Origin of the sequence: Streptomyces sp. NPDC012510 (assembly GCF_042955065.1) — a bacterium.
Taxonomy (GTDB): Bacteria; Actinomycetota; Actinomycetes; order Streptomycetales; family Streptomycetaceae; genus Streptomyces.
In genome coordinates, this window is the sequence record NZ_JBIBEN010000018.1 from 137,732 (window position 1) to 163,774 (window position 26,043).

25 protein-coding genes and 2 pseudogenes are annotated in these 26,043 nt (G+C 71.2%); 13 read left to right on the forward strand and 14 right to left on the reverse strand.

The genetic code is table 11. The features are described from left to right. Window positions 1–8: 8 nt before the first annotated feature. Together ACFY9I_RS29970 and ACFY9I_RS29975 are read right to left on the reverse strand one after the other, a co-directional pair. Window positions 9–416: a YciI family protein gene (locus ACFY9I_RS29970; RefSeq protein WP_391007193.1), complete on the reverse strand. Its 408-nt coding sequence runs from the start codon at window positions 414–416 to the stop codon at window positions 9–11. A 121-nt stretch (window positions 417–537) separates the two neighbouring features. Beyond that, window positions 538–1,071 (reverse strand): DNA-binding protein, encoded by a 534-nt coding sequence (locus tag ACFY9I_RS29975; protein ID WP_391007195.1) that lies wholly within the window; start codon window positions 1,069–1,071, stop codon window positions 538–540. Between the two features lie 124 nt (window positions 1,072–1,195). Here ACFY9I_RS29975 and ACFY9I_RS29980 point away from each other — a divergent pair, with 124 nt between their 5' ends. Next, window positions 1,196–1,531: a hypothetical protein gene (locus ACFY9I_RS29980; protein WP_391007197.1), complete on the forward strand. Its 336-nt coding sequence runs from the start codon at window positions 1,196–1,198 to the stop codon at window positions 1,529–1,531. Between the two features lie 32 nt (window positions 1,532–1,563). Here the strand turns inward: ACFY9I_RS29980 and ACFY9I_RS29985 are convergent, their stop codons facing one another. Further along, entirely contained in the window at window positions 1,564–1,809 is a 246-nt protein-coding gene (locus tag ACFY9I_RS29985) for a hypothetical protein (RefSeq protein WP_391007199.1), read from the reverse strand. 232 nt (window positions 1,810–2,041) lie between these two features. Further along, complete coding sequence (locus tag ACFY9I_RS29990) at window positions 2,042–2,452, reverse strand: ATP-binding protein (RefSeq protein WP_391007201.1); 411 nt, start codon at window positions 2,450–2,452, stop codon at window positions 2,042–2,044. Between the two features lie 188 nt (window positions 2,453–2,640). On the opposite strand from ACFY9I_RS29990, the gene ACFY9I_RS29995 reads away from it, so the two are divergent. Further along, a complete protein-coding gene (locus ACFY9I_RS29995) occupies window positions 2,641–3,510 on the forward strand; it encodes a Scr1 family TA system antitoxin-like transcriptional regulator (RefSeq protein ID WP_391007297.1) in 870 nt (289 codons plus the stop codon). Next, a complete protein-coding gene (locus ACFY9I_RS30000; RefSeq protein WP_391007203.1) occupies window positions 3,507–3,692 on the forward strand; it encodes a DUF397 domain-containing protein in 186 nt (61 codons plus the stop codon). Before ACFY9I_RS29995 ends, ACFY9I_RS30000 begins: the two co-directional genes overlap by 4 nt. Before the next feature lie 171 nt (window positions 3,693–3,863). On the opposite strand, the gene ACFY9I_RS30005 is transcribed toward ACFY9I_RS30000, so the two are convergent. Continuing rightward, window positions 3,864–4,496 carry a hypothetical protein gene (locus ACFY9I_RS30005; RefSeq protein ID WP_391007205.1) on the reverse strand — a complete coding sequence of 211 codons (633 nt, stop codon included), beginning with the start codon at window positions 4,494–4,496 and terminating at the stop codon, window positions 3,864–3,866. Window positions 4,497–4,978: 482 nt separating this feature from the next. After that, entirely contained in the window at window positions 4,979–5,956 is a 978-nt protein-coding gene (locus ACFY9I_RS30010; protein ID WP_391007207.1) for a diacylglycerol kinase family protein, read from the reverse strand. A gap of 199 nt (window positions 5,957–6,155) precedes the next feature. On the opposite strand from ACFY9I_RS30010, the gene ACFY9I_RS30015 reads away from it, so the two are divergent. Then, a complete protein-coding gene (locus ACFY9I_RS30015; RefSeq protein ID WP_391007209.1) occupies window positions 6,156–7,439 on the forward strand; it encodes an adenylosuccinate synthase in 1,284 nt (427 codons plus the stop codon). A gap of 159 nt (window positions 7,440–7,598) precedes the next feature. On the opposite strand, the pseudogene ACFY9I_RS30020 reads toward ACFY9I_RS30015, so the two are convergent. Then, window positions 7,599–7,688 (reverse strand): annotated as a pseudogene (locus ACFY9I_RS30020) (carboxymuconolactone decarboxylase family protein); the annotation flags it as partial. Here ACFY9I_RS30020 and ACFY9I_RS30025 point away from each other — a divergent pair. Both ACFY9I_RS30025 and ACFY9I_RS30030 read left to right on the forward strand, forming a co-directional pair. Beyond that, window positions 7,687–8,004, forward strand: a pseudogene (locus tag ACFY9I_RS30025) (RNA polymerase subunit sigma-70); the annotation flags it as partial. The pseudogenes ACFY9I_RS30020 and ACFY9I_RS30025 sit on opposite strands and share 2 nt — an antisense overlap. Before the next feature lie 265 nt (window positions 8,005–8,269). Next, window positions 8,270–8,563 (forward strand): DUF3303 family protein, encoded by a 294-nt coding sequence (locus ACFY9I_RS30030; RefSeq protein WP_391007211.1) that lies wholly within the window; start codon window positions 8,270–8,272, stop codon window positions 8,561–8,563. A gap of 20 nt (window positions 8,564–8,583) precedes the next feature. On the opposite strand, the gene ACFY9I_RS30035 is transcribed toward ACFY9I_RS30030, so the two are convergent. The 4 genes from ACFY9I_RS30035 to ACFY9I_RS30050 all read right to left on the reverse strand — a co-directional run bounded on the left by ACFY9I_RS30035 (window position 8,584) and on the right by ACFY9I_RS30050 (window position 13,995). Then, the gene (locus ACFY9I_RS30035) at window positions 8,584–9,234 is read right to left on the reverse strand and encodes a hypothetical protein (RefSeq protein ID WP_391007213.1); all 651 of its coding nucleotides are present in this window, start codon (window positions 9,232–9,234) and stop codon (window positions 8,584–8,586) included. A gap of 98 nt (window positions 9,235–9,332) precedes the next feature. Beyond that, window positions 9,333–11,789, reverse strand: a complete 2,457-nt coding sequence (locus tag ACFY9I_RS30040) for a glycosyltransferase (protein WP_391007215.1) — start codon at window positions 11,787–11,789, stop codon at window positions 9,333–9,335. Beyond that, window positions 11,786–12,472: a GntR family transcriptional regulator gene (locus ACFY9I_RS30045; RefSeq protein WP_391007217.1), complete on the reverse strand. Its 687-nt coding sequence runs from the start codon at window positions 12,470–12,472 to the stop codon at window positions 11,786–11,788. The genes ACFY9I_RS30040 and ACFY9I_RS30045 overlap by 4 nt, the downstream gene beginning before the upstream one ends. Before the next feature lie 167 nt (window positions 12,473–12,639). After that, window positions 12,640–13,995, reverse strand: coding sequence for an aminotransferase class III-fold pyridoxal phosphate-dependent enzyme (locus ACFY9I_RS30050; protein WP_391007219.1), 1,356 nt, complete (start codon window positions 13,993–13,995; stop codon window positions 12,640–12,642). Between the two features lie 283 nt (window positions 13,996–14,278). On the opposite strand from ACFY9I_RS30050, the gene ACFY9I_RS30055 reads away from it, so the two are divergent. Further along, on the forward strand, window positions 14,279–16,492 hold the full coding sequence (locus ACFY9I_RS30055; RefSeq protein WP_391007221.1) for a protein kinase: 2,214 nt from the start codon (window positions 14,279–14,281) through the stop codon (window positions 16,490–16,492). Window positions 16,493–16,629: 137 nt separating this feature from the next. Here the strand turns inward: ACFY9I_RS30055 and ACFY9I_RS30060 are convergent, their stop codons facing one another. Beyond that, window positions 16,630–17,613: a hypothetical protein gene (locus ACFY9I_RS30060; RefSeq protein ID WP_391007223.1), complete on the reverse strand. Its 984-nt coding sequence runs from the start codon at window positions 17,611–17,613 to the stop codon at window positions 16,630–16,632. A gap of 77 nt (window positions 17,614–17,690) precedes the next feature. Further along, complete coding sequence (locus ACFY9I_RS30065) at window positions 17,691–18,458, reverse strand: SLATT domain-containing protein (RefSeq protein WP_391007224.1); 768 nt, start codon at window positions 18,456–18,458, stop codon at window positions 17,691–17,693. Between the two features lie 278 nt (window positions 18,459–18,736). Here ACFY9I_RS30065 and ACFY9I_RS30070 point away from each other — a divergent pair, with 278 nt between their 5' ends. From ACFY9I_RS30070 to ACFY9I_RS30095, 6 genes are all read left to right on the forward strand, one after another. Beyond that, on the forward strand, window positions 18,737–19,084 hold the full coding sequence (locus tag ACFY9I_RS30070; protein WP_391007226.1) for a YbaB/EbfC family nucleoid-associated protein: 348 nt from the start codon (window positions 18,737–18,739) through the stop codon (window positions 19,082–19,084). A 180-nt stretch (window positions 19,085–19,264) separates the two neighbouring features. Next, entirely contained in the window at window positions 19,265–19,864 is a 600-nt protein-coding gene (gene recR, locus ACFY9I_RS30075; protein ID WP_053664569.1) for a recombination mediator RecR, read from the forward strand. Next, window positions 19,857–20,519 (forward strand): DUF5063 domain-containing protein, encoded by a 663-nt coding sequence (locus tag ACFY9I_RS30080; RefSeq protein ID WP_391007228.1) that lies wholly within the window; start codon window positions 19,857–19,859, stop codon window positions 20,517–20,519. The genes recR and ACFY9I_RS30080 overlap by 8 nt, the downstream gene beginning before the upstream one ends. 82 nt (window positions 20,520–20,601) lie before the next feature. Next, window positions 20,602–22,905 carry an NB-ARC domain-containing protein gene (locus tag ACFY9I_RS30085; RefSeq protein WP_391007230.1) on the forward strand — a complete coding sequence of 768 codons (2,304 nt, stop codon included), beginning with the start codon at window positions 20,602–20,604 and terminating at the stop codon, window positions 22,903–22,905. Window positions 22,906–23,070: 165 nt separating this feature from the next. Further along, window positions 23,071–23,670 carry a hypothetical protein gene (locus tag ACFY9I_RS30090; RefSeq protein ID WP_391007232.1) on the forward strand — a complete coding sequence of 200 codons (600 nt, stop codon included), beginning with the start codon at window positions 23,071–23,073 and terminating at the stop codon, window positions 23,668–23,670. 203 nt (window positions 23,671–23,873) lie between these two features. Beyond that, entirely contained in the window at window positions 23,874–24,809 is a 936-nt protein-coding gene (locus tag ACFY9I_RS30095; protein WP_391007234.1) for a M48 family metalloprotease, read from the forward strand. Here the strand turns inward: ACFY9I_RS30095 and ACFY9I_RS30100 are convergent. Beyond that, window positions 24,806–25,708 (reverse strand): alpha/beta fold hydrolase, encoded by a 903-nt coding sequence (locus ACFY9I_RS30100; RefSeq protein WP_391007235.1) that lies wholly within the window; start codon window positions 25,706–25,708, stop codon window positions 24,806–24,808. The genes ACFY9I_RS30095 and ACFY9I_RS30100 overlap by 4 nt on opposite strands. Window positions 25,709–26,043: the final 335 nt, after the last annotated feature.

The following is a 26,043-nucleotide window of genomic DNA, read 5'->3' on the forward strand; positions in this document are numbered from 1 at the left end:
CGGTCGGGTCACTCCGTGATGGTGGGCGGCGCGGTCAGGAAGGGGCGGACCTCCAGCCACTCGTGGATCGGCTTCCCGCCCGCCCCGGGAGCGGCGGACAGCTCCCCGGCCAGCTCCACCGCGCGCTCCTGGCTGTCGACGTCGATCACCATCCAGCCGGCGATGAGGTCCTTGGTCTCGGCGAACGGGCCGTCGGTCACCGGCGGGCGCCCCTCACCGTCGTACCGGACCCACATCCCCTCGGGAGCGAGCGCCTGACCGTCGACGAACTCGCCGGTCTCCTCCAGTCGGGCCGCGAAGTCGTTCATGTACTGCACGTGCGCCGAGATCTCCTCCGGCGTCCACCGGTCCATCGGCACGTCGTTGACGGCGGCCGGGGCGCCGCGGTAGTGCTTCAGCAGCAGGTACTTGGCCATAGTGTTTCTCCTCCGTGCTGGGCGACCCATTGTGGTGGTCGCGTTCACACCGGGGACGGAGCCGGGCACGGATTCTCGACATCGCCGCGAGATTTTTTTCCGGGCCGTCTCGGAGGCCCCCTCAGTCGGCGTCCTCGTCGGCAGCCTCCCCTGCGTGCTTCTCAACCTCCCCTGCGTGCTTCTCCGCGTGGGGCTCCGCCTCCGTCTCCGTCTCCGTACGGCTCGCCAGTCGCTCGTAGCGTTGACGGGCCGCCTGCGGGGTCTTGAGGCCGAGGCCGAAGGCGATCTCCGGCCAGGTCATGCCACGACCTCGGGCCATCTCCAGGAGGCCGACCTCCAGTTCGTCCATCTCGGCGCGGGCGAGCGGGACGAGGGTGAGGGCGGCGGTGATGTCCGCGCGGTCGACCTCGGGTTCGCCCTCGTCGAGGAGCGCGGCACCGCTGAGCAGGAACGACACCAGCCTGATCGCCTCGTGCGGACCGAGTACGTACGGGTGGGTCTGGCGATGGCGCTGCGCGTCCGTGGCCGCGTGCCGTTCCGCGATGCGGAACAGGGAGGTGTAGACGCGCTGTGCCCTCGCCGCGTCCGCGCTCGGCGGGGTGAAGGGGTCGGCGGCTCCGGACGGCGGTGGCGGGATTTGCGGGATTGACGTCATACAGCCAGCATGAAATGCAAACAACTTGTTGTCAACGATTTATTTACTTCTCCATCTTGCGATAGAGACGCCTTTCCTGCCGACGCTGACGATCGGGCGTGCGGTCGCCGCAATCCTGGTGGTCATGCCCTTCACCGCACTCGTCATCGTCCTCAGCGCCGTCGTGATCTGTGCCGGGTCCGCTCTCTCGGTCCCGCACGAGCCGCCGCTCTGGATGGTGCTGGCGGTCTGTGTGGCCACCTACCCGGTCGGCACCGCGCTGCTCGACCTGGAGGTACTCGCGGAGGTCAGGGACGGGTGGGCGGGTGAGTGGAGCGTGCGCCTGGCGGTGGCGAGTGCGGTCACCGCGCTGCTGAGCCTTCTCGTCGCACCGGCCGGCGGCGAGAAGGGCTCCCATGAGGAGCGTGCACGTGCGCCCCATGTCCGCAGGAGCGCTTCGTGCGAACACCGGTCTCACTGATGATGCGTCGACCGGGTGTGTGTCCCGCCTGCTCACACAAGCTCCGGCGGGCCGTCCGTCCGGCGGGCCGCCCGGGCCGCGGCCCTTCTCGCCTCGCGGTGCCGCCTCCCCAGCCGCATCGAGTGCAGGCACGAGACGCCCTCCCTGCGACACGCCTCCTTGCAGGCCACGGCGTGGTCGAGCCACTCGCTGAACGTGGCCATGACCGGGTCGAGCGGTGGGTCACCGTCCGGCCGGGCCGTCTTCTCCCCGCCCTCGCCCACCTCGTCCTCGCTCATGCCGCCGTCCGTCCTTCCCCCAGGTACGCCGTGACGTACGCCCGCACGACGTCCCCTTCGTCCAAGGCGGCCGTGTCCTCCGGCGATACGGTCCGCACGGCCGGCCGCCGGACCTCCCAGCACGGTTCGCGGGGGAGCAGCGCCAACCAACGGCCGGACGCGGCCCATTGCCGTTCCGCCCGCGCGGCCCAACGCCGCCAGCGCCCCCGCTCCGGGCTCAGCGTCGCCGCGTTCACCGGGACCGCCCCGGGATCACGAAGTACGCCCACACGCACTTCGTGAACGGCCGCAGTTCGTGCCCCCACCGCTCGGCCAGCCCGGCGACGACCACCAGCCCTCGACCGCCGTCCCCGTCGGACTCCACCACCGGTGTAGGCACCTTCCCCTTGTCCGGGTCCGACACCTCCACCAGCACCCCGCACCCCCGGACCGACAGCACGACCTCGACCTCGGCGAGGCCCACCCGACAGTGCCGTACGGCATTGGTGACCAGCTCTGTCGCCACCGTGGCGATGTCTTGGGCGAGTTCACCGTCGAGGGCCCAGTCCTTGAGAATCCGGCACACCTGGGCGCGGGCCTCCGGAACGTGTCTTCTCCGCTTGGGGAAACGGAAGGAGTCGCGACGTGGGGTGAGAGCGGGCATGGCGAATAGACCCCCTGACGTGCAGTCAAGTTCACGCCCTGTAGTGGTGCGTGTGCGACGAGGCTATGAGAAAAGTCGACGGAACTGCAATCGAACGAACAGCATGCATGCTGTTTGTCATCTGTGCTGCGCGTGCGCACGCCTACAGTTGGGTTGGCGAGACCGGCTATCGCAGGAGAGGGGAAGCGATGCCCGCAGGGGGACGGCCGACGGTGCGCAGCAGGCGACTTGGCGCTGCGCTCAAGAGGTACCGACAGGCCGCCAAGCTTGATCAGCCGCAGGCCGCCGAAGTGCTTGGGGTGCATCAGACTCGGATCAGCCGCATGGAGAGTGGTCATGTGACCGCCCGCATCATCGAGATTCGCGCACTGCTGAGCGCGTACGGCATCGATGATTCGGAAGTCCGCGACACGCTTGAGGGCTTGGCCAAGCGGTCGAAGCATCGCGGGTGGTGGCTCGAACACGCGGCGCATCTACGGCCGGACTACCTCGACCACATCGCGTTGGAGGAGGACGCGACGTATATCAGGGAATGGCAGCCCGCCCTGGTCCCGGGGCTCTTGCAGACGCCCGCGTATTCGGAGGCGATCATCAAGGCGAGCCCCACCTACATCGCCCCAGAACGGGTGGCACAGTTGGTGAAAGTGCGCAAGGGGCGACAGTCGAAGATCGACGAAGGAGGTGCGACGTACTCGGTCATCCTCTGGGAAGCGGTCGTCGCACATCCGTTGGTGAGCGTCGACATTCACCGGGAGCAGTTGTCCGCCATCCTCGACATCGGAAAGCGGAAGAACGTCACCGTGCAGGTTCTGCCGTTCAGCGCAGGTGTACTGGGTGGTTTGGCCTCGGCCTTCTCGACGTTCAGTTTCGAATCGGAGCCTGTGGTCGAAGCGGTGACGTTGGACAATCTCAGGGGTGCCTCGGTCCTTGAGGGGGCGGAGGACCTCACGGCTTACGCCAATGTGTTCGACCTACTACGATCATCGGCACTGGCTCCGGAAGCGAGCGCGAGACTCATCCGGAGCGAACTGCGGAGCATCGGGGAAGACGCATCATGACCGACGTCGTAGGACCCTTCCGGAAGTCCACGTACTCCGGACCGGAAAGTAACTGCGTCGAGGTCGCCGCCACAGCCACCGGCGGCCGAGCCGTACGCGACAGCAAGAACCCCCACGGTCCCCTTCTGCACCTCAGCCCCACGAGCTGGCACGCTTTCCTGAGCGGCATCGTCGGCCGATAGACACGGACGGGCCGGGAGAAACCCGTCAGGAGTAATCGCGGACCCTGCGGCTAATCCGCGCGAATTAACATGGGGAGGCCCTGTGCCGGAACCCCGGCTCGATTGCGGCGAGCCGGGGTTTCCGATGTTGCGGTGAAGGGCTGCCCTTCCTCGTTGCCGGATTCAGTCGCGTCAGTGGTGCCCGTTGTACCCGTCGTGCCCGTGGATCACGCGGAAACTGCCCATGAAGGGAGCCGCACCTGGCACTGTCACAGTGTTGTTGGAGCCGTGGGGGCCGACCGTGGCAATGGGGCTGCCGGCGCATTCGGACCCAGCGAAGAATTCGACAGTTCGGTAGCTGTCGTTCCGGATGTTGAAGGTGGAAACGTCGCTGATCACTGAGATGCAGGATCCCGGCTCGGCGGCGTACGTGCGATCGTTGACCATGATCTGACCGTCGTTCCGGTGGTGGTCTCCCCGGTTCTCGCCCCCGTTCCCGCCGTGGTTCTCACCCCCGTTCCCGCCGCGGTTCTCCCCCCCGTTCCCGCCGCGGTTCTCGCCTCCGTTGCCGCCCCCGTTGCCGCCCCGCCCCTCGTTCCCTTTGCCCTGCCTCCAGCTGTTGTCGTTCTGTCCGGCGTCGGAGGCGGCGTTCGAGCCGGCGTTGGTGCCCGTGCCGTTTCCGCCGCGCGGGGCGGGGGCGGCGTCCGTGACGGCGGCGGACTTGGGGGCGGAATCCAGGGCGGAGCTGGCGTAGGTGACACCTGTGGCGGCCGCGACCGCGACGCCGACGGAAGCGGCGATCACCGTGATCTTACGAGTGCGCAATGCACTTCCCCTTCTCTTCGTTCTCGTCGGCGGGATCCGCCGACGAGAACGAACGTAATGAGGGGCATTTCCGCTGTCATCTCGAAGTTGTCCGGCGTGCGGTGAAAATAGGACTGAATGGTCGCATTGGTAGTCGCCCTTTCGGGGGACCGGTGAGTCGCCTGATGTGCCATCAAAGGACGGCGGTGAGCTGGTATTTCGAATTAAAAGCCTTGTCACACCTGCCGGAACTGACGTGCCGTCACTCTCTTGGAGGTGACCTTGCCGGACCTCCGCCCTGGCTTCCCGTCAGGGGATCCTGCCCCCACGGCGCCGTTTCCTCGGGAGGCGAGCAGCTGACGGGCCCTCAAGAGCCCGTCGAGGCGACTGACGGCCGGTCAGGCGGTCGCCGTACAAGGGCGGCGCCGCCCACACCACCGGCGAATCCCGCACCACCGGCGAATCCCGCACCTGGGCGATGAGTGCTGACCCTGCCGAAGTGGTCACCCCGGCAGGGTCAGCCCCCATGCACCCTCCCGTACCGTCCACGTCCGGGTGCGCACGGGGCCGGTGACCAGCGAGTCCGCCCCGTAGCGGAAATCCGCGCCCGACACGGTCACCCGGTGGCCGGTCGCGTGCAACGGGGACGCCTCGGCGCCCACGGACACCGGGCGGATCTCGACGTCGGCGCCACCGTCCGTACCGGGGGTGATGGAGACACCCTCCACGGGCTGGTCGAGGTCGACGAGCGTCACCCCGTCCACCTCCACCCGCAGCCGCGAAGGCCCGGCCCCGCCCCCGGCGGCGACCCGTATGCGTGAGGGCCGCAACGGGCGGGACATCCTGATGGGCCGGTGGGGACGCGTCGACAGCGTACGGACGAGGGACTGCGGCCAGGCGCGCAGCCAGGAGGGGTGGCCGTCGGCCGAGACCCCGCCCTGCCCCGAACCCCGGTCCGCGTACGTGTCCGGGCCCGTGCCCCTGCCCGACTCCACTCTGCCGTCGGCCTCGGGCCCGGTCGCCTCCTCCGGCCCCGGGGGCGCCGTACCCGGCAGGACCGGGATCCGGAGCGTGCCCAGCACCACCCCGTCGCTCTCGTCGACGAGCAGATCGAGCCGTCGCTCGACGCCGTCGAGGGCCGCGCGCGCCGCCGTGACCGCGTCGGTGGGCACGCCGAGGGAGCGCGCGAGCCCCAGGGCCGAGCCGACCGGGACGAGGGAGAGGGCACACGCCGCCAGCTCCCGCCGCCGATGCAGAACGGCCACGGTCCGCAGCAGCGCGCGGTCGTCGCCGACCACCACGGGCCGCCGGGAACCACGTCGGACGAGCGCTCGCATGAATTCCTCGGGGCCCTCGGGAAGGCACACCTTCGTACTCGCCGCACCCGCGCTGAGCACGTCTTTCGCGATCCGTACGGCCTCGCCGTCCGTGCGACGGGCGAGGGGGTCGATGACCACGAGGAGCTGGTCGTCAGTCGCCACCTCGGTCCTGCCTCGCTTCCTCGGGTAGCATCTTTGTGCAAGAGCCCCTTGCGCTATTGCGCCAGGGGCTTCGTCTATTCCGGGGCATCCGGGTCCACAGTGTGCGGCCAACGACGGTCGCGCGGCGCACGCGACGGTAACAAGCCATCGCGCACGCCCCCGACCATGGACATGCCCCGCCCGGAAGGGGTGTACGCGCGTGCCCGCACTTGTGCTGCTCGGTGCTCAGTGGGGTGACGAAGGCAAGGGAAAGGCGACGGACCTGCTAGGCGGATCCGTCGACTACGTGGTGCGCTACCAGGGCGGCAACAACGCCGGCCACACGGTAGTCGTGGGTGACCAGAAGTACGCCCTCCACCTGCTCCCTTCCGGGATCCTCACTCCGGAGTGCACTCCGGTCATCGGCAACGGCGTCGTCGTCGACCCGTCGGTCCTGCTCTCCGAGCTGAGCGGTCTGAACGAGCGCGGCGTCGACACGTCCAAGCTCCTGCTCAGCGGCAACGCTCACATCATCACGCCGTACAACGTGACGGTGGACAAGATCACCGAGCGCTTCCTCGGCAAGCGGAAGATCGGGACGACGGGCCGTGGCATCGGCCCGACCTACGCCGACAAGATCAACCGGGTCGGCATCCGCGTCCAGGACCTCTACGACGAGTCGATCCTGACGCAGAAGGTCGAGGCTGCCCTCGACATCAAGAACCAGCTCCTCACCAAGCTCTACAACCGCCGCGCCATCGCCGTGGACCAGGTCGTCGAGGAGCTGCTGGGCTACGCCGACAAGCTGGCCCCGTTCGTCGCCGACACGGTCCTGGTCCTCAACCAGGCCCTCGACGACGACAAGGTCGTCCTCTTCGAGGGCGGCCAGGGCACCCTCCTCGACATCGACCACGGCACGTACCCCTTCGTGACCTCCAGCAACCCGACCGCGGGCGGCGCATGCACGGGCGCGGGCGTCGGCCCCACGAAGATCAGCCGAGTCATCGGCATCCTGAAGGCCTACACGACCCGCGTCGGCGCCGGCCCCTTCCCCACGGAACTCTTCGACGAGGACGGCGAGGCGCTGCGCCGCATCGGTCACGAGCGGGGTGTCACCACCGGCCGTGACCGCCGCTGCGGCTGGTTCGACGCGGTCATCGCCCGCTACGCGACCCGTGTCAACGGCCTGACGGACTTCTTCCTCACCAAGCTCGACGTCCTCACCGGCTGGGAGCAGATCCCCGTCTGTGTGGCGTACGAGATCGACGGCAAGCGCGTCGAGGAACTCCCGTACTCCCAGTCCGACTTCCACCACGCCAAGCCGGTCTACGAGACCCTGCCCGGCTGGTCCGAGGACATCACCAAGGCGAAGTCCTTCTCCGACCTGCCCAAGAACGCGCAGAACTACGTGAAGGCGCTGGAGGAGATGTCCGGCGCCCCGATCTCCGCGATCGGCGTCGGCCCGGGCCGCGACGAGACCATCGAGATCAACTCCTTCATCTAGTCCGCCGGCCCCATCCGCGAGGCGGCCGACCCGGTGACGGTGTCGGCCGCCGTCGCATACCCGGGACGGCGGCCGGATGGACCACCGGCACCGTCGCTCCGGGCACGCACCTCGGGCCCTGACGAAGGGTCCGGCGTCGGCGGCACCCCGGGCGGCGCGTCACCAGGTTGTGCCGGCGGGCTCCTCGATGGTGGTGTTGATGCGGTTGAAGAAGTTGGTGAGGCCGATCATCAGGATGATCGCGGAGAGCACCTCCCGCGGCGGCGACTTCGAGGCGCTCCTGGCCGTCCTTCACCCCGACGTGGTCGCGCGTTCCGACGGCGGCACGCTCGTCCCGAGCATCCTGCGACGCGGCGCGGGCGATGTGGCGTCCCAGGCGATCACCTTCGCCCGCTTCGCGGCGGACGCGCGTGTGGTGCTGGTCAACGGCACGCCCGGCGTCGTCTCGTTCGCCGGAGACCGACCCTTGTCCGTCATGTCGTTCACCATCCGGGACGGCCGCATCACCGGACTCGACATCCTCACAGATCCTGACCACCTGGCCACGCTCGGCCTGACCGCATGAGGGACGTCCAGGACCGCATGAGGGACGTCCGGCAGGCCCTCGAAGCTGGGGGAGTCCGTGCCGTCTGTCGTCGGTCGTTCCGGCATCGGTGTCGTGATGCATCCCCGCTGTGCCGTGACGCCATCCGTCGCTCGGCGTAGTCGTCCGTTCACGGCACCCCTGCGGGGGCGGGAGTTGGCCGAGAGGGATCGCGAGTTCGGACCTATTCTTAAAGCATGTGCGATCTGCACATATCGGACGGATGATCAGGGGAACGGTGATTGCCATGCGCATGATGCTCAAGGCCCGGTTCGGCACCGAGAAGTCGAACGAGGCCATTCGGAACGGCACTCTGGGAAAGCTGATGCAGTCCTCCATGGAGCAGGTCAAGCCGGAGGCGGCCTACTTCACGACCGACAACGGGCAACGCACCTGTTACATGGTCTTCGATCTGCAGGACAGCTCCCAGATGCCGTCCATCGCCGAGCCGTTCTTCCTCGAACTGGGCGCCGATGTCACCTACACCCCGGTCATGAACCCCGAGGACCTGCAGAAGGGCCTTTCCGCGCTGGGTCGTTGAGCCTCGGAGAACGCCGGGCCTCAGCTGAACACGATCATCGACCCCTGCGCCAGGCTGCGGGTCGCCGCCGCGTGCAGACCCAGCCAGACGTGGCGTTCACGGGCGAAGGGGCTGGGATCGTAGGGGGCGGGCACGGCCGGTTCCTCCAACTCCGTGGGCGCGAGCGGCCCTTCCGGGGGCGCCGGAGGGTTCGCCGGGTCGATGCCGATCGCCGGGGCCACGAACTCCAGTTCCCGCAGCAGACCGTGAGAGGAGCCCAACGGGCCCCCGCCGGCGAGGAGTTCGTCGCTGGAGAGCGGGTGCGGGAAGTCGACGGGGACATACGCGCCCGCGTGGTCGTAGTGCCAGACCAGGTGCGACTGCTGGGCCGTGCCCTCGAACATCTCCAGGAGCTGTTCGTAGTCGCCGCCCAGCGCGTCCACCGGGGTCACCGCGAGCCCGCACACCTGGAGCAGGTAGGCGCGGCGCAGGAAGTGCAGCGCGTCGTAGTCGAAGCCCGCGACCGGGGCGACCTCACCGGTCAGTCCGGGCATGTACTGGTACACCGGCACCGGCGGCAGTCCGGCCTCACCCAGCAGCTTGTTGTAGAGCGCGAGTTCTTCGGCGAAGGGGTTGTCGGGTGTGTGGCACAACACGTCGACGAGCGGGACCAGCCAGAGGTCACAGGCCAAAAGAGAACTCCTCGGTCATCCGGCACGCACACGCACGGTACGGATACGTTCGCGTACGGCACACAGTGGTCAGGGAAGCGTAGTCGCTGGACGCGTCTTCAGTCCCCCGCGTGCAGGTCCCATACCCACACACCGCCCACCCACTTACCGGGTCGCCCCACCAGCTTGTCCACGGTGACGCGCACCTGCTCGTCGTACATCTGCGGACGCAGCACCAGAGCGCCCGCCTGCCAGTACGCGAAGTCCTGTCGCGCCTGCGCCCGCCAGTTGTCGCCGATCACCGGGACCCGCCCGCTGTGACGGACGTCCCGCAGCAGGTTGGAGGTGTGGCGGGGGACGGCGCCGTAGATGCCGACGCGGTCCTCGCCGAAGGGGCCGTTGAAGTAGCCGCCGGGCATCCGGAAGCCGAAACCGGCCGTGGTCTGCCAGCGCAGCGCCTCCGCGTTGCCCGGGTCCGGCAGGGGCACCGGCACCAGTGTCTCGCCGGCGCCGGTGTCGACGTACGACCTCCAGGTGCCGTCCGCGAAGAACGCCGGGACCTCGGCGCGCTCCACGGACCTCAGCGGAGCCGGGACGATCGGCAGCAGGGCGAGGGTGATCGCCAGGAAGCCCACGTACCGCGTGCCGAGGCCCGGCACGGCCGCCAGTCGTTCGAAGGCGATCGCCAGCAGCATGCCCAACACCGGGGCGCAGATCATCGCCACCCGGCTCTCGATGACCGACTCCAGCAGCGGCTTCTCGGCGAACAGCGCCCACGGGCCGGGCAGCACCAGATCCGTCTGCGGGAGGCGGATCTTCGGGCCGAGGGAGAGCAGGGCCGCACCGACCGCGGTGACGGCGAGCGCCTTCACCAGGGGGCGCTCCCAGAGCCGTACGACGATGCCGAGGGCCAGCAGGACCAGCGGCCAGCCGTAGAAGGCGTTCTGCTCGGTGATGTTGAGGGAGAGCGCGTCCGCCCGCTCGCGGTCGCCCGCGAGGAGCGAGCGTTCGGAGAAGGAGAGCAGGGCCAGCGGGCTGTTGCCGGAGTTGGCGCCGTGGGCGATGTTCCCGTAGCTCTGCGGGCCGAAGAACTGCCAGGAGAGCGGGAGGGCGACCAGGGGGATCGCGACCAGGATGGCGACGCCCAGTCCCCGCAGCAGGGGGCGCCAGGAGGCGCGGGCCACGTCCCGGCGCAGCAGCCCGTACGCGGCGGCGAACAGCAGCATGCCCATCGCGGCGAGCAGGAGGGGTTCCTCGCCGAGGAAGATCTGGTAGGCCGCCATCAGACCGAGGACCGTCCCGTCCCGTTGGGTCCGGGCGCCCGTGCACAGCCGTAGTGCCCGGTCGGTGATCAGCGGGATCATGAACAGGACCACGAAGTTCGGGTGCGCGTTGGCGTGGCTGACCATCGGCGGCGCGAAGGCGGCGAGGGCCGCTCCGGCGAAGGCCGCTCCCCGGTGCCGTACGACCCGTTTGACGATCAGCCAGTACCAGGCGGCGGCCGTGGCGGCGAGGCCCAGCGTCATCACCAGGGCGAGGGACACCGCCGGGCCCAGGACGAGTGTGACGGGGGCGAAGGGTACGGACAGGCCCAGCATGACCGTGTTGGCCATCAGGTTCACGCCGTCGGGGAAGCCCTGGAAGGTGGTGAAGAGGGGATTGCGGAGGTGGACGAGGTTGTCCGCCGTGACCGCGAAGAACCACTCCCACTGGTTCTGGTCCTGGAGGGAGTCGGGGAGGTAGCGGCCGTTCGGGTCGCGCCAGCGGCCTATGTAGAGGGTCACGGACATCAACAGGAAGCAGGTGACCGCGAGGACGTCGGCGGGGCGGACGGAACGGGTCCGCAGTACGGCGAGTTCGCCGAGGACACGGGCGTAGTCCCGCGGGCGTATCTTCGAGCCCGGCTGGTGCGACCAGCGGACGGGCACCTCGACGACGGGCCAGCCGTTGCGGCGGAAGTACCTCAGGATCTCCACGTCGATGCCGAACCCGTGGAGACGGGAGGCGGCGAACGCCTCGCGGGCGCGGTCGCCGTCGAACAGCTTGAAGCCGCACTGGGTGTCGCGGATTCCGGGCACCGCTACCCCGCGTATCAGCAGGTTCCCGGCCCGCCCCAGCGCCTCGCGCAACCGGTGCTGATGGCGCTCGATGCTCGCGCCGGGCGCCTCCCGGGAGCCGATCGCGGCCGTGTGCCCGTCGGACAACGCCTTGTCGAGGCGCTCCAACTCGTCGATGGGCGCGGAGAGATCGGCGTCCGTCAGCAGGACCCGGCGGCCGTGCGAGGCGAGCACCCCGAGCCGCAGGGCGTGGCCCTTGCCCCGGTTGCGGGGCCCCGCGGAGACGAGTTGGACCCGTGCGTCGCGGGCGGTGACGGCGGCCACGACCTCGGCCGTACGGTCCGTCGACCCGTCGTCGACGACGATGATCTCCCAGCGCGCGGGGGCCTCGGCCGCCGCGAGATGGGCGATGATCGCGTCGAGCGTCGGGCCGAGACGTTCCTCCTCGTTGTACGCGGGGACGACGACGGAGAGGTCGACGCTCACCTGGCCGCCGCCCGCCCTGTGGGTGCCGCTCATCCGCCCGCCAGGCGTTCCACCAGGGTCAGGGAGTGCTCGTCGTAACCGGCGATGATCTCCTGGGCGGTCTGCGCGTCACGACGGCTGAGGGCGTCGACAAGATCGGTGTGGTCGGCCCACAACCTGCCTCGCAGATCGTCCACCCGGCGCAGGTGCTGGACCGCGCACACCCAGGACTGCACCCGCAGCCGGTGCAGGAAGTCGGTGAGGTACGGGTTGCCGAACAGGGCGCTCAACTCGCGCCAGAACCGCAGCTCGTAGCCGACCAGGATGTCCAGATCCCCGGCGGTCGCGGCGCGTCGAGCCTCCTCGCCGCGCCGTCGGACCCCCGCCAGCGCGGCGGCCGTACGGGGGTCCACCTCGCGGTCGCCGAGCCGCCGGAACATGCCGTCGGTGACCAGGATGCGGGCCTCGACCATGTTCCGGTAGTCGCGCTCCGAGTACTCGTGGACCTCGAACCCCCGGTGCTGCACGGCGTCCAGCAACCCTTGCGCGGACAGGTCCACCAGCGCCTCGCGCACGGGCGTCGCCGACACCCCGTACTGTTCGGCGATCTCCTTGACGGTGAACTCCTGACCCGGCTTCAGTCTGCCGGCGAGCACCTCGTCACGGAGCGCGTCCGCGAGCTGCTGCCGCAGGGTGCTACGAGTCACGGCGCCATTGCCGCCGCCGGTGCCGGGCATTGTGGTCCGGTTCCCCCATCCGCGTACGCGCACGCCTGCCTGCGCGTGCTCTTCGAGTTCCCTTACGAGTTCTCTTACGAGCACGTCACCTTACGCGTTCGCATTCCTGCGAGGAGTTTTTGCCCCGGCCGCCCGGCGACGGGCGGACGGGGCGGCGGATCACCGCCTCACACCGTGTGTTCGTCAGCCACGGACAGGGCAGCGTCCAGGGCCGCCAGACCCTCCTTGGCCTCGGCTTCCGTGATGTTGCACGGGGGGACGACATGGGTGCGGTTCATGTTGATGAACGGCCACAGGCCCCTCGCCCTGGCGGCGGCCCCGAAGGCGAGCATGGGGGCGTTGGCGTCACCGGCGGCGTTGTAGGGGACGAGGGGTTCGCGGGTCTCCTTGTTCCGCACCAGCTCCAGCGCCCAGAACATCCCCGTGCCGCGTACCTCGCCCACCGACGGATGCCGCTCGGCCAGCTCGCGCAGCGCCGGCCCGACGACGGACGCGCCGAGCGTGGCCGCGTTCTCGACGACCCCCTCCTCCGCCATGACCCCGATCGTGGCGACGGCGGCGGCGCAGGCCAGCGGGTGCCCGGAGTACGTGAGACCGCCGGGGTAGGGGCGCCGGGCGAACGTCTCGGCGATCGCGGCGGAGATCGCGACGCCTCCGAGGGGGACGTAACCGGAGTTCACGCCCTTGGCGAAGGTCATCAGATCGGGTACGACGTCGAAGAGGTCCGCCGCGAACCAGGTGCCCGTCCGCCCGAAGCCCGCCATGACCTCGTCCAGGACGAAGACGATCCCGTACTTGTCGCACAGCTCCCGGACCCCGGCCAGATAGCCGGGCGGCGGAACCATGATCCCGGCCGTGCCGGGGATCGTCTCCAGGATGATCGCGGCGATGGTCGACGGCCCCTCGAAGGTGATCGTCGTCTCCAGGTGCTCAAGCGCCCGCGCGCACTCCTGCTCCTCGGTCTCCGCGTGGAAACGGGACCGGTAGAGGAAGGGCCCCCAGAAGTGCACGACCCCGGCCGTCCCGGTGTCGGAGGCCCAGCGGCGCGGGTCGCCCGTGAGGTTCACCGCCTGCTGGGTGCCGCCGTGGTACGAGCGGTACGCGGCCAGCACCTTGGGGCGGCCGGTGTGCAGCCGGGCCATGCGGACGGCGTGCTCGACCGCGTCCGCGCCGCCGTTGGTGAAGAAGATCTTGTCCAGGTCGCCCGGTGTCCGCTCCGCGATCAGCCGCGCCGCCTCCGAACGTGCCTCGACCGCGAACGCCGGGGCGAACGTCGTCATCGTCGCCGCCTGCGCCTGGATCGCCGCGACGACCTTCGGGTGCTGGTAGCCGATGTTCGTGTAGACGAGGCCGCTGGTGAAGTCGAGGTAGCGGTTGCCGTCGTAGTCCCAGAAGTACGAGCCCTCCGCGCCGGCGACGGGCAGCGGGTCGATGAGCTCCTGCGCGGACCAGGAGTGGAACACGTGCGCGCGGTCCGCGGCCTTCACTGCGGCGCCGGCCCGGGGGTTTGCCTGGGGAATCATGGGACCGAGGCTAGGGGGCCGCCGCAGCCGGGGACATCGGCGACCTGTCTATCGCCCGCGCGGGGAGCCACGACAGTGTGTCGCCCCCGACGGGGACACCGGCACCGGCGGCTGTTACGGAACCGTAGACGCCGGTCCGTCCGACTCCCCGTCCGGCCGCACTACGATCGGTCCGTTGCGCACGTACGCGACGTTGGCCGCTTAGAAGGCTTAGTGGACGTACCCGTACGTAGGCGTACACGTACGCGTAGGGGATCGCACGGGGACGACGGGGACGGTGGCCATGGAGAAGCTCGGGCCGGGGGATCCACAGCGGATCGGGGCGTACCGGCTGCTCGCGCGGCTGGGTGCCGGCGGGATGGGGAACGTGTACCTGGCCCGGTCCGACCGGGGCCGAACCGTCGCCGTCAAGCTCGTCCGCAAGGAGCTGGCGGAGCAGGAGGAGTTCCGGGCCCGCTTCCGGCAGGAGGTGCGGGCCGCGCGGCAGGTGGGCGGGTACTGGACCGCGCCGGTGCTGGACGCGGACACCGAGGCGGTCATTCCGTGGGTCGCCACCGGGTATGTCGCCGGGCCGTCGCTGCAGGCCGTGGTCGGGCGTGAACACGGGGCGCTGCCCGAGCGGACCGTACGGACCCTCGCCGCCGGCCTCGCCCACGCGCTGGAGGACATCCACGCGGCCGGGCTCATCCACCGCGACCTCAAGCCGTCCAACGTGCTGGTGACCATCGACGGACCGCGCGTCATCGACTTCGGCATCGCGCGGGCGCTGGAGACCGTCGCGGACGGCGGCCTCACCCGCACCGGGGCGCTCGTCGGATCGCCGGGCTTCATGGCGCCCGAGCAGGTACGGGGCGACCGCATCACCCCCGCCTGCGACGTCTTCTGCCTCGGCTCCGTCCTCTCCTACGCCGCCACCGGCACCATGCCCTTCGGCGCCGCCAACTCCGGTGTCCACGCGCTGATGTTCCGCATTGCCGAGGAGGAGCCCGACCTCGACGGCCTGCCGGAGGGCCTCCATGACCTGGTCCGCGACTGCCTGAGAAAGGACCCCGCCGCCCGCCCGACCCTCGCGCAGATCCTCCAGCGCACGGGCGCGGAGGACACGGTCTTCGCGGGGCGGTCGAGGGATCCGTGGCTGCCGAGCGCGCTGGTGGCGCAACTGGGGCGGCACGCGGTGCGGTTGCTGGACGCGGAGGATCCGGAGGAGTCCGAGGGGACGGGGGGCTCAGGCACACCGGGGGCCCCAGGGGTGCCGGGGGCCGCCGGGCGTGCGGCGGCTTCGGCAGGTCCGGGTGCGCTCGGGGGCGCGGGTGCGCCAGGTGGTTCGGCGGAAGGCGGTCGCTCAGGGGCGTCTGATCCTGTCCAGCCGGCCGCCGCCGCTTCCGTGACCCCGCCCGCTCCCGCAGGTCCGCCCGCGTCCCCGCCCGCGTCCTCGCCCGCGTACCCGGCCGGTACTCCCGTGGCTGCGTACGGCGGTGGCCCGGCGGGTCCGTCCGGTGCTCCCGCCTCCTCGTACGGCGGTGGCCCGGAGAACCCGTCCGGCGCCGCCGGGAACCCGCCCGAGCGCGCGCCCGGCGGGACCGTACCGCCTCCGCCGGGGACACCGGGCGCGGCGTCGCTGGATCGGATGCCGACCGAGATCGCCGCGGCGGGGGCGCAGCCGCCTCTGCCGAGCGCCCCGCCCGGGCCGGCGCCCGCCGGGTACGGCTTCCCGCAGCAGACCCGGCAGCCCGGCGCGGCCCCCGCCTCCGGCTCCGGCTACGGGTACGGCTATCCACAGAGCGCGCCACAGCCGCCGTACGGCTCGTACGGGCAAGGGCCCGGGGACGGGGGCTTCGGGCCCGGCCTCGGCTCGACCCTGCCGTACGGGCCGAACCCCGTCTACGGTCTCGGCGGCGGACAGCCGGAGGAGCCGCGCCGCAACCATCGTGCCTCGGTACTGCTCGTCGCCGTCGCGCTGGTGGTCGCGCTCGGCGCCGGCGGGTCGGTGTACGCGCTGATGAAGGGGGAGGAGGGCGGCAAGGAGAACGACGCGAAGGGCGGCACGAAGACGAGCGCGCCGGAGACACCGGGCCCCACGACCCCCGAGCCGACGGACGCGGGGGCGTCCCCGGACGAGGCCACCGAGTCGCCGGACTCCGGCACCATCCCGGAGAAGTTCCTGGGCACCTGGAACGCCACCCTCGACGGCTCCGACGGCGCGGACACCCGCGCACTCGTCCTCCGCCAGGGCGAGGTCGGCGACACCGTGCTCACCCTCACGGCGGACGGCCCGCTCGAAGGGGGCGGCACGTACCACTGCGTGTTCGAGGGGGCGCTGACGGAGGACCCGGCCGACGGCGGCCCTCTGGAGATCGGCCCCTCCACCGTCACCCAGGGCGAACCGGCAGAGTCCTGCTCCCCGGGCGCCGCCACCACGGTCACCCTCCTGCCCGACGGCCGACTACGGCGCGTGGACACGGCGGGCAAGTCGGTGACGTACGCGAAGTCCGACTGAGCCGCCAGGCAGGGCGCTCACCGAGCCGCCGGGCGCCCTGGCGGGCCTGTCCGCCGTCCGGCCTGTCGGTCATGCCGTCGCGTCGGGGGCGTCCTCAGCCGCTGGAAGGACTCGCTCGCGGCCGCCGGAAGGTCCCCTCAGTCGACTGCGGGCGGCCGAGCGCGCCGGTGGCGGCGCCAGTACCAGAGCGCGCCGACCACGGTGGAGGCCGTGGCCAGGGCGATGCCCAGGACCGGCCAACGGCTGCCGGCGATGCGCAGGCCGGTCAGGAAGGTCGCAGTGGTCAGGGCGAGCGGTACCAGGAGGGAGAGGAGCGCGCGGAGGGCGGTCGCCGTCGCCTCCGGTTCGAGGCGGGAGATCCGGTGGCGCGGCGCGGGTGTGGTGTCGGCGGAGTAGTAGGCGAGGACACGGCCCGCCAGGCGGGCGTCGGCGCGCCGGTAGACCACCGCCATGTACGGGAGCCAGACGAGGGGGGCGACGAGCCCGACCAGGAAGACCACGCCGAGGAGCAGCCACCGCCAGGCCTGAACGGCGCCCCGGCGTGCGCGGGGGCCCGCGTCCTGGCCCTCGTCGCCCGGTGCGAGCACGCCGAGGAAGTGGGCCATGCGCAGGGTGACCCTCCACAGGGCCGCCCAGCGTCTCCAGCGCGCGGGTGCCTCGGCGGCGCGTCCGGTCCGGTCGAGGGCGTCCCGCGCCTGCCGGGTGGTCTCGTAGACGCCCTGGAGTACGAGGAGTTCGCCGGCGCGGTCGCTCGCCGTGGGGTCGCGGCCGCCGAGGGCGGCCAGTTCGAGGACTGTACGGGCCTGGCGGAGCAGCGCCGCGCAGAACGCGACGGGGATGAGCACGACGAAGGGGCCACCCACCAGGGAACCCTCCGATACGACGGCCCGTCGGCCGCGAGCGATCACTCGGGTCCGGAGCTCCGCCTCGGTGGCGTCGGGGTGGTTCCGCCGAAGCCGGTCGACCGCTTCGGGCACGGCCGGACCAATGTGGCGGACGGCGAAGCCGGCGAGGGTTTCGGGCAGGTGCCCGGGATCGGTGACGACCGAGGCCAGCAGCGAGCGGTCCAGGGAGGACTCCTCACGCGGCTCCGCGATGTCCGGATTCTCCCGATATTGCACAATTCGCACCTATCACGAAAGGGCTGAACGCACTGATCGGGGTGTGGTGTGCGCGAGGCCGCCCCGACACCCTCCGGTCACCGCGCCTCCGGCGGCCGTTGTCGGGGCATGTTCGGTCGTGCCCCCGGTGGCATCGGCACCCGGCCGTTGGGGCCTCCCTCGGGGCGGGAGGTCGCGCCGCCCGTCTGGATCCCCAGCGGTGCGGCCCCGGTCCGGAACTCCACCATCCAGTCCGCCGTCTCGGCCCGCACCAGCTCCGTGATGTCCTCGCAGAACCGCCGCAGCACCCCCAGGCACCGCTCGGCCGCCTCCCCGGCCGTGCCCTCGGCCGGCCCCAGCACCTCCCGGGCGCTCTCGGACGCCCAGTCGAACCGCAGCACCTGGAGGCGCCGCTGCACCGCCTGGGCCGTGGCGACATCCCGCATCCACCCGGAGGTGACCCCGAAGAACCGATCCACCGCGACGCACGCGACGCAGGACAGAAGGGCGAGATACCCCCAGGCCGCCGCCCCGTCCAGCACGCCGGTGAGGTCGAGGAGCGGCAGCGCGGCCCCGACGAGTGCCCCGGCCGCCGCCCCGACGCGCAGCGCCCGCGCCGCCAGCCGTTTCCACACCCGGTCCGCGAGATACCACGCGGCGGTCTCCAGAGCCGCGCGCTCGACCCACTGGTACAGCTCCTCCAGCCGCTCCGCCGGCGCCCCCCAGTCGCCCTGCGGGAACGGCCGCCCGGCCAGATTCCCCGCCCACGGCGCGGCCGACGACGCCCACGGGTCCGCCCACAGCCCGGACCCCTCACCCCGCCCGTCCTGGGGTCCCCCCTCGGGCTGCATCTCCGGCTGGCTCACCCGGCACTCCCTACGTACGTACGGCGCTCACGCACCACCCTGACGCGGCCGGACCCTTCCTACCGCCCAATGGGTGGCGAAGATGGCGTTTTCACCGCTTATCCCCTGGAAGATGCCCTTGATCGGATATACGAATCCCCGCCGACTCACTCGAAAGAGTGGCGCGGCAGAGGCCGTGACGAACACGTAGGCTCGTTGCGACCGCAAGAAGGTCCACCGGGGTGTCCGTAGAACCGTCCCCGCGGGCCTCCGCAAGTACTCGTACGAGGGAGCTGAACGTGATCCCCGGTGGTGGCCAGCCCAACATGCAGCAGCTGCTCCAGCAGGCCCAGAAGATGCAGCAGGACCTGGCGAGGGCACAGGAGGAGCTCGCGCAGACGGAGGTCGAGGGTCAGGCGGGCGGCGGCCTGGTGAAGGCCACCGTCACCGGCTCCGGCGAACTGCGCGCCCTGAAGATCGACCCCAAGGCGGTGGACCCGGAGGACACCGAGACCCTCGCCGATCTGATCCTCGCGGCCGTCCAGGCGGCCAACGAGAACGCCCAGACCCTCCAGCAGCAGAAACTGGGCCCCCTCGCCCAGGGCCTCGGCGGCGGTGGCATGGGCATCCCCGGTCTGCCCTTCTGAGCGCCCCCGCGCCGGCCTGTTCGGACGAGCGCCCCGCGCCCCCGGCGCGACCGCACTCCGGAAACCTCCGAACTGCTCCGCGCCCCCTTTGGAACCCATCCGTGCCCCGCACCGCCTTCCTCGGACCGGCGGCGGCCGACTACGGTACGTACTGAAAGACACCAGGAAGGACGGCAGTCCGTGTACGAAGGCGTGGTCCAGGACCTCATCGACGAACTGGGGCGGCTGCCCGGCGTCGGTCCCAAGAGCGCGCAGCGGATCGCCTTCCACATCCTGCAGGCGGAGCCGACGGACGTACGGCGGCTCGCGCAGGCCCTCCTCGAAGTGAAGGCGAAGGTCCGTTTCTGCGCGACCTGCGGGAACGTGGCGCAGGAGGAGCTGTGCAACATCTGCCGCGACCCGCGCCGTGACCCGTCGGTCATCTGTGTCGTCGAGGAGCCGAAGGACGTCGTCGCGATCGAGCGCACCCGTGAGTTCCGGGGCCGGTACCACGTCCTCGGCGGCGCGATCAGCCCCATCGAGGGCGTCGGCCCCGACGACCTGCGCATACGGGAGCTGCTGGCCCGCCTGGCGGACGGTACGGTCACCGAACTGATCCTGGCCACGGACCCGAATCTCGAAGGCGAGGCAACGGCCACGTACCTCGCCCGCATGATCAAACCGATGGGCCTCAAGGTCACCCGCCTGGCCAGCGGCCTCCCTGTGGGTGGCGACCTGGAATACGCGGACGAGGTGACCCTCGGCCGCGCCTTCGAGGGGAGACGATTGCTGGATGTCTGACGCCACGCTGCACGCGACCGGCCAGAACCCGGACGACTTCGCGGTCCAGATCGCGGACCAGATCGAGAGTTTCCTGGTCGCCGTCACCGAGGTGGCCAAGGGCGACGAGCCGGACTCGGCCGTCCCGTTCCTGCTGCTGGAGGTCTCCCAGCTGCTGCTGGCCGGCGGCCGCCTCGGCGCGCACGAGGACATCGTGCCGGACGAGCGCTACGAGCCCGACCCGGGTTTCGAGCCGGACGTGGACGAGCTGCGCGAACGCCTCGCCGTGATGCTCGACCCGGTCGACGTCTACTCCGAGGTCTTCGACCCCTACGAGCCGCGCAAGGCGCCGGTCCCGGCCCGGATCTCCGACGACCTCGCTGACGTCATCGCCGACCTGCGCCACGGCATGGTCCACTACCGCGCGGGCCGCACCACCGAGGCCCTGTGGTGGTGGCAGTTCTCCTACTTCTCCAACTGGGGCTCCACCGCCTCCGCCACCCTCCGTGCCCTGCAGTCCCTGGTCGCCCACGTCCGCCTGAACCAGCCGCTCGCCGAACTCGACGGCCTCGACACCGACCAGGAACTCATGGGCGACGAGACCCTGGAGTTCGAGGCAGGCAAGGTCATGGCGGAGGAGATCGCGCGCCCGTTGGGCCTGCGGAAGGTGAAGTAGCCGCCCACCCGCCGGAAAGCGACGCGGCCAACTCCCGCCGTACGCATGACGATGCACGCCACGGGCGGTCATCATGTGACGTATGAGTGCCTTGTTCGAGGATCGGCCCGGCGTGGAGGCCTCCGGCGCGGACGCCATCGCCGCCGGTGGGAACATCGCGCAGGCGTTCACCGGTGCCGGTTCGGTGGGCCTGCACATCAACAGCGTCGGGGTGCTGGCGCCGCACGCGTGTCCACCGGCCGAGTCGGTCGACTGCCCGCCGGAGCTGACGAACCTCCCTTCCCGGGCGCCGCTGTTCGTCGGCCGGGGCCGGGAACTCGCCGCCCTGGAGGAGGCGTCGGCGGTTCCCGGCCAGGCGCTCGCCCATGTACTGCACGGTCTCGGCGGTATCGGGAAGTCCACGTTGGCCGCCCGCTGGGCCTCCGACTACAGCGCGGCGCACGCCCCCGTCTGGTGGATCACGGCCGACAGCCGGGCGGCGATCGAGGCGGGCCTCGCCGACCTCGTCCGCGCCCTGCAGCACTCGCTGGCCGCCCTGCTGCCCCAGGAACAGCTGGCCGAGTGGGCTCTGCGCTGGCTCACCTCCCACACCGGCTGGCTTCTCGTCCTCGACAACGTCACCGCTCCGGGCGATGTCAACCACCTGCTGTCCAGGGCGCGTTCGGGACGCTTCCTGATGACCAGCCGGCAGTCGACGGGATGGGTCGGCATCGCCGAGGCGGTGCCCCTGGACGTGCTGTCGGACCAGGAGGCGGTGGACCTCTTCACCCGGATCCGCGGCGAGGACCCGGACGCCCCCGAACTCTGTGCGGAACTGGGCCGCCTCCCGCTCGCGGTGGCCCAGGCGGCGGCGTACTGCCAGGAGACCGACTGCACCGCCCGCGTGTACCTGGACGACCTCGCGGTCCACCCGGTCGAGATGTACGCGGCGAAGGACGAGAGCCGCGACCACGAACGCACCGTCGCCCGTGTCTGGCACGTCACCCTCGACCGTCTCGCCGACGACCGGCTGACCGTACGCATCCTGCTGATGCTCGCCTGGTACGCCCCCGACGGCATCCCGCGCTCCCTCCTCTCCTCCCTCGGCACCCGGCCCGCCGTACGCGGGGCGCTCGGCCGACTCGCCGCGCACAGCATGATCACGCTGTCCGGGGACACCGTGTCCGTGCACCCCCTGGTGCAGGCGGTCTCCCGTACGGAGGACCCCGCCGACCGGCACCGGCACCCGGAGGCCATCGAACAGGCGCGGGCGGCGGCGGCCGAGGCGTTGGCGGATGCGTTGCCCCCGGACGTCGAGGACACCTCGGCGTGGCCGGTCATGCGGATGCTGCTGCCGCACGTGGAGAAGCTGGCCGAACACACCCGGCCCGACGAGGACTCGGCGGTGAGGGCCCGGCTGCTGATACGGACCGCAGACTTCATGCTCACCGCCGGAATGCGGCTCGCCCTCCGTGCGGCCGACCTCCTGGAGCGTGCCGAGGCCGCCTGTGTACGGCTGCACGGCCCCGACACCGAGGAGACCCTGGACGTGCGCACCCTGCTCGTCCAGGCCCGCCGCGTGATGTTCCACACCGAGCAGGAGGTCGAGGCCGCCGAGCGGGCCCTGGCGGACTGTGAGCGTGTCCTGGGCGCCGAGCACGAGATCACGCTCTCGGCCCGGGTGAACATGTACCACGCCGTCAATCTGGAGGGGGACTCGGAGCGGGCGTCGCGACTGGCCGAGGAGATCCTCGCGGGGAGTGTCCGTGTGTTCGGCGAGGACCATCCCCGCACCTTCGCGGCACGGGAGAAGCTGATCGCGAACGCGGCCGAGGGCGGGGACCTGACGCGGGCGCGCGAGATGGTCGAGGAGCTGGTCGGCGACTGCGTGCGCGCGCTGGGCGACGAGCACCCGGAGACCCTCGCCGCCAAAGGGCTGGCCATCCTGCTGGCGCGCCAGGCCGTCCTCCCGGTGCTATCGGTCTCGGGCACCTTGATGGCCAGGGTCCTCGCCGCTTCCCAGGACGGGCAGGAGGCCCTGGTCGGTGTGATGCGCGACCTGGCCGCGGAGATCGAGTCGCGGGAACCGGCCCTCCCCGCTCCGGCCACGGAGGAGGACGTGGCGGAGGCGGAGCGCAACCTGGAGACGTGTCTGCGCGTGCTCGCCGACGACCACCCCGAGACCATGCTGGCCCGGCTCGCCCTGGTGCAGACGTACATGTTCGCCCAGGACGAACGTTACGCCGAGCCGGCGGTCCGTCTGCTCACGGAGATGTTCTCCGCCCTGGGCGAGGAGCACCCGGTGGCGACCTTGATGTTCGGTATGTTCAAGGCGATGTTCACGGTGGCGCAGGAGCACGCGGAGGGCGAACCCGCGGGTGGAGAAGCGCGGCCACTGGCCCCGTAGCGGGGGCGTTCCGTCCGGGAGCGTTCCGTCCGGGGGCGTTCCGTCCGGAGGCGTTCCGCCCGGGCGTGAGGCGCCACTCGCCGGTGAGACGCCTGACCGTCACAGGTTGGCATCCCTGTCCCGTCACGAGGAGTGATCAACGGCTCGGGGCGGGAAGATGTCGGCATGACCATGGGGTGGGCGGGACAGAACGGCAACCGGTCAACGGTGTTGCTGTGGACGGGAATCGGTCTCTGCGCGGCCGGTGCGGTGGGACTGGTCGTGGGTGCGGTGCTGGACGTCGATGCCGCCGACCCCTGGGCGAGCGTGGCGGGCGGAGTGGCCGCCCTCGTCGGCATCGCGCTCGCCCTGGTCGCCCGGTTGACCGACTCCTCACCGACGACGCCCACCCCGCCCCCGCCCGACCCGGGCGTCGAGGCGTCCGGCGCCGGGGCGATCGCGGCGGGTGGCAACATCGGGGCCGCGTCGACGGGCGTGGCCACTGTCGCGCCGACGCCACCACCGGTTCCGAACCCGGCCCCCGCCCCGCCCCCGGCCGGGCCCTCCAGCCGTGTGCGCGCCTCCGGCGCCGGGGCGATCGCGGCGGGCGGCAACATCGGGGCGGCGTCGACGGGCGGGGCGCCGCTGCCGCAGGCGACCCCACCGGCGACCCCACCCGCGTCCCCGGCCTCGCCCCCGCCCCCGCCTTCCGGCGGTGTGAACGCCTCCGGCCAGGGTGCCATCGCCGCGGGCGGGGACATCGGTACGGCGTCCACGGGCAACTGAGAGCCGGCGGAAAGTACGTACGTCCCGGCGCCCGGTACGACGGAGAGCCGGCGGAAAGCATGTGCGTCCCGGTTCGCCGAGCGACTGGAAAGCGCGAGTACCGGCGGTAGCGTAGGCACCGTCGTACGACGGTGGCCTCGCACGGCCCTCGCACCCCCTGCACGCCCCCGCCCGCCCCTCGACCAGGAACCGGACCCAGAGACGTGACCGTTCTCCTGCTCCTTCTCATCGCCGTGGCCCTGACCGCCGCAGTGCTGGGCCCCCGTGCTCTGCTGAGGGCCGGGTGGCCCGAGCGGGAACCCGTGGTTGCGCTGTGGGCATGGCAGTGTCTGGTGGCGGCGGCCCTGCTGAGCTGCCTCGCGGCGCTGGTGCTGGGCGCGGCGGCGGTGTTCGAGACCGTCCGCACGCACGCCTTCGCGCCCGCGCCCCCGGCCGTGACCGCCGCGTACGACCTCACCGCGGCCCCGCCCTGGACGGCCGTGCTCACCCTGCTCCTGGCCTGTGGCGCCGCGTGGAGCGGTGCGATGCTCGCCCGGGAGCTGGTCGAGGCCCGGCGCCGGCGTCAGCTCCGCCGGGCGCATCTGCGGGAACGCGCCCCGGACCTCCCGGCGGGCCTGCCGCAGACGAAGGGGCCGTTGCTGGTCCTGGAGGACGAGTACCCGGACGCCTGGCTCATGCCGGGTGCCCGGCCTCAACTGGTCGTCACCACGGGTGCGTTGGGCAAGTTGAGCGACCGTCAGCTCGACGCCGTGCTCGCCCATGAGCTGGGTCACGCCCGAGCCCGCCACGACTGGCTGCTTCACCTGTCCACCGCGCTCGCCACGGGCTTCCCGCGCATCCCCCTCTTCGCCCACTTCGCCGACCAGACCCACCGCCTCGTCGAACTGGCCGCCGACGACACGGCGTCGCGCCGCTGCGGCCACCTCACCACGGCCCTCGCCCTCATCGAACTCAACCAGCACCGTGGCGTGTTGAGTTGTGCCAACACCCGCCGCCTGCTGGGCGACCGGGTGGAGCGCCTCCTGGAACCCCCGCCCCGCTTGGACCGCACCCGTCGCGCGGCGACCACGACCGCCGCCGCGCTCCTCGCACTCCTCCCTCTCCTCATCGCCTTCGCACCGGCGCTGGGAACGCTTTAGGGCCCGACAGAAAAGCCCTGACCGTCCGACTGTTCCGTACCGTTCGACTGCTCCGTACCGTTCGACTGTTCCGTGAGGAAGTCCATCAGTACGGCGGTGAGTTCGGCGGGGGCGTCCTCCTGCACGAGGTGCCCCGCGCCCGCGATCGGCTCGAACCGCGCACCCGGGATACGGCCGGCCAGCTCCCGTCCCTTCGCCAGGGGGATCCAGCCGTCGTCCTCGCCCCAGCACACCAGCGCCGGGATGCCGATCTCCCCGTACCGCCCCTGGATCTCGTCCGTGTGGGTCTGGTCCGCCTGGGCGATCTGCCGGTAGAAGGCGGGCTGCCCGAGTTCGCCGAGCCACGGCCGGACGAGCCGGTCGAGGACCGTCGGGTGCAGTCCGGGACCGCTGGCGGAACTCACGTACTCCCGTACGAGGGCTTGGTGCAGAGCGGGCGGTAGCTGTGCGAAGACGTCGGCGTGCCGGCCGAGCAACCGGAACGACGGGGAACCCCAGGGGGCGAGCGCCACGGGGTCGACGAGGGCGAGCGCGCGGTAGCGGGCCCCGTGCAACAGATGGGCCCGCAGGGAGACGGCTCCACCGAAGTCATGGGCCACCACGACGGGTTCCCGCAGACCCCACTCCGTCAGCAACTCGACGAAAACCCTTCCCTGGGCGGCCAAGGAGACGTCCTGACCGGCGTGCATGTCCGACTCCCCGTAGCCGGGCATGTCCCACACGAACACCTCGTACCGGTCGGTGTCGGCCAGCGCCTGGGCGATGCCGCGCCAGACATACGAGGAGAAGGGGGTGCCGTGACAGAGCACGACCGGGTCCTGCCCCGCTTCCCCGACCCTGCCCCACCGCACGGCCCCCGACGCACTACGGAAAGTCTCAGTCAGCAGCACTTCGCTCATGGCAGTCTGCTACCCCGGTGAACGCGGCCGTCACTGCGGTGAGCGGTGACTCCGTTCCCCTGCACGGCCTTTCAGACAACGGCTCGGATGAGTGATGAGCGACCCCCGGCGCGCCGTGCCGCTGTGCGAGCGTGCGCTCGTCGCCGCGCTGCGCGCTTTCGGCCCGGACGATGTGGAGACCAACGCGGCGAGGGAAACCCTTGCGGTGGCCTGCTCGCTCACGGGAGACCTCGACCGGGCCCTGGACCTGCGGACCCGGATGCCGGCCGACTACGAACGTCTGCTCGGCTCCGACCACGAGCCGTGCGCTGACCCGCTGCCCTGTCCCCCGCCGA

Coding starts and splice junctions, on each gene's coding strand:
- ACFY9I_RS29970 (WP_391007193.1), bottom strand. CDS start 416: ATGGCCAAGTACCTGCTGCTGAAGCACTACCGCGGCGCCCCGGCCGCC.
- ACFY9I_RS29975 (WP_391007195.1), bottom strand. CDS start 1,071: ATGACGTCAATCCCGCAAATCCCGCCACCGCCGTCCGGAGCCGCCGAC.
- ACFY9I_RS29980 (WP_391007197.1), top strand. CDS start 1,196: ATGCCCTTCACCGCACTCGTCATCGTCCTCAGCGCCGTCGTGATCTGT.
- ACFY9I_RS29985 (WP_391007199.1), bottom strand. CDS start 1,809: ATGAGCGAGGACGAGGTGGGCGAGGGCGGGGAGAAGACGGCCCGGCCG.
- ACFY9I_RS29990 (WP_391007201.1), bottom strand. CDS start 2,452: ATGCCCGCTCTCACCCCACGTCGCGACTCCTTCCGTTTCCCCAAGCGG.
- ACFY9I_RS29995 (WP_391007297.1), top strand. CDS start 2,641: ATGCCCGCAGGGGGACGGCCGACGGTGCGCAGCAGGCGACTTGGCGCT.
- ACFY9I_RS30000 (WP_391007203.1), top strand. CDS start 3,507: ATGACCGACGTCGTAGGACCCTTCCGGAAGTCCACGTACTCCGGACCG.
- ACFY9I_RS30030 (WP_391007211.1), top strand. CDS start 8,270: ATGCGCATGATGCTCAAGGCCCGGTTCGGCACCGAGAAGTCGAACGAG.
- ACFY9I_RS30040 (WP_391007215.1), bottom strand. CDS start 11,789: ATGAGCGGCACCCACAGGGCGGGCGGCGGCCAGGTGAGCGTCGACCTC.
- ACFY9I_RS30045 (WP_391007217.1), bottom strand. CDS start 12,472: ATGCCCGGCACCGGCGGCGGCAATGGCGCCGTGACTCGTAGCACCCTG.
- ACFY9I_RS30050 (WP_391007219.1), bottom strand. CDS start 13,995: ATGATTCCCCAGGCAAACCCCCGGGCCGGCGCCGCAGTGAAGGCCGCG.
- ACFY9I_RS30055 (WP_391007221.1), top strand. CDS start 14,279: ATGGAGAAGCTCGGGCCGGGGGATCCACAGCGGATCGGGGCGTACCGG.
- ACFY9I_RS30080 (WP_391007228.1), top strand. CDS start 19,857: ATGTCTGACGCCACGCTGCACGCGACCGGCCAGAACCCGGACGACTTC.
- ACFY9I_RS30085 (WP_391007230.1), top strand. CDS start 20,602: ATGAGTGCCTTGTTCGAGGATCGGCCCGGCGTGGAGGCCTCCGGCGCG.
- ACFY9I_RS30090 (WP_391007232.1), top strand. CDS start 23,071: ATGACCATGGGGTGGGCGGGACAGAACGGCAACCGGTCAACGGTGTTG.
- ACFY9I_RS30100 (WP_391007235.1), bottom strand. CDS start 25,708: ATGAGCGAAGTGCTGCTGACTGAGACTTTCCGTAGTGCGTCGGGGGCC.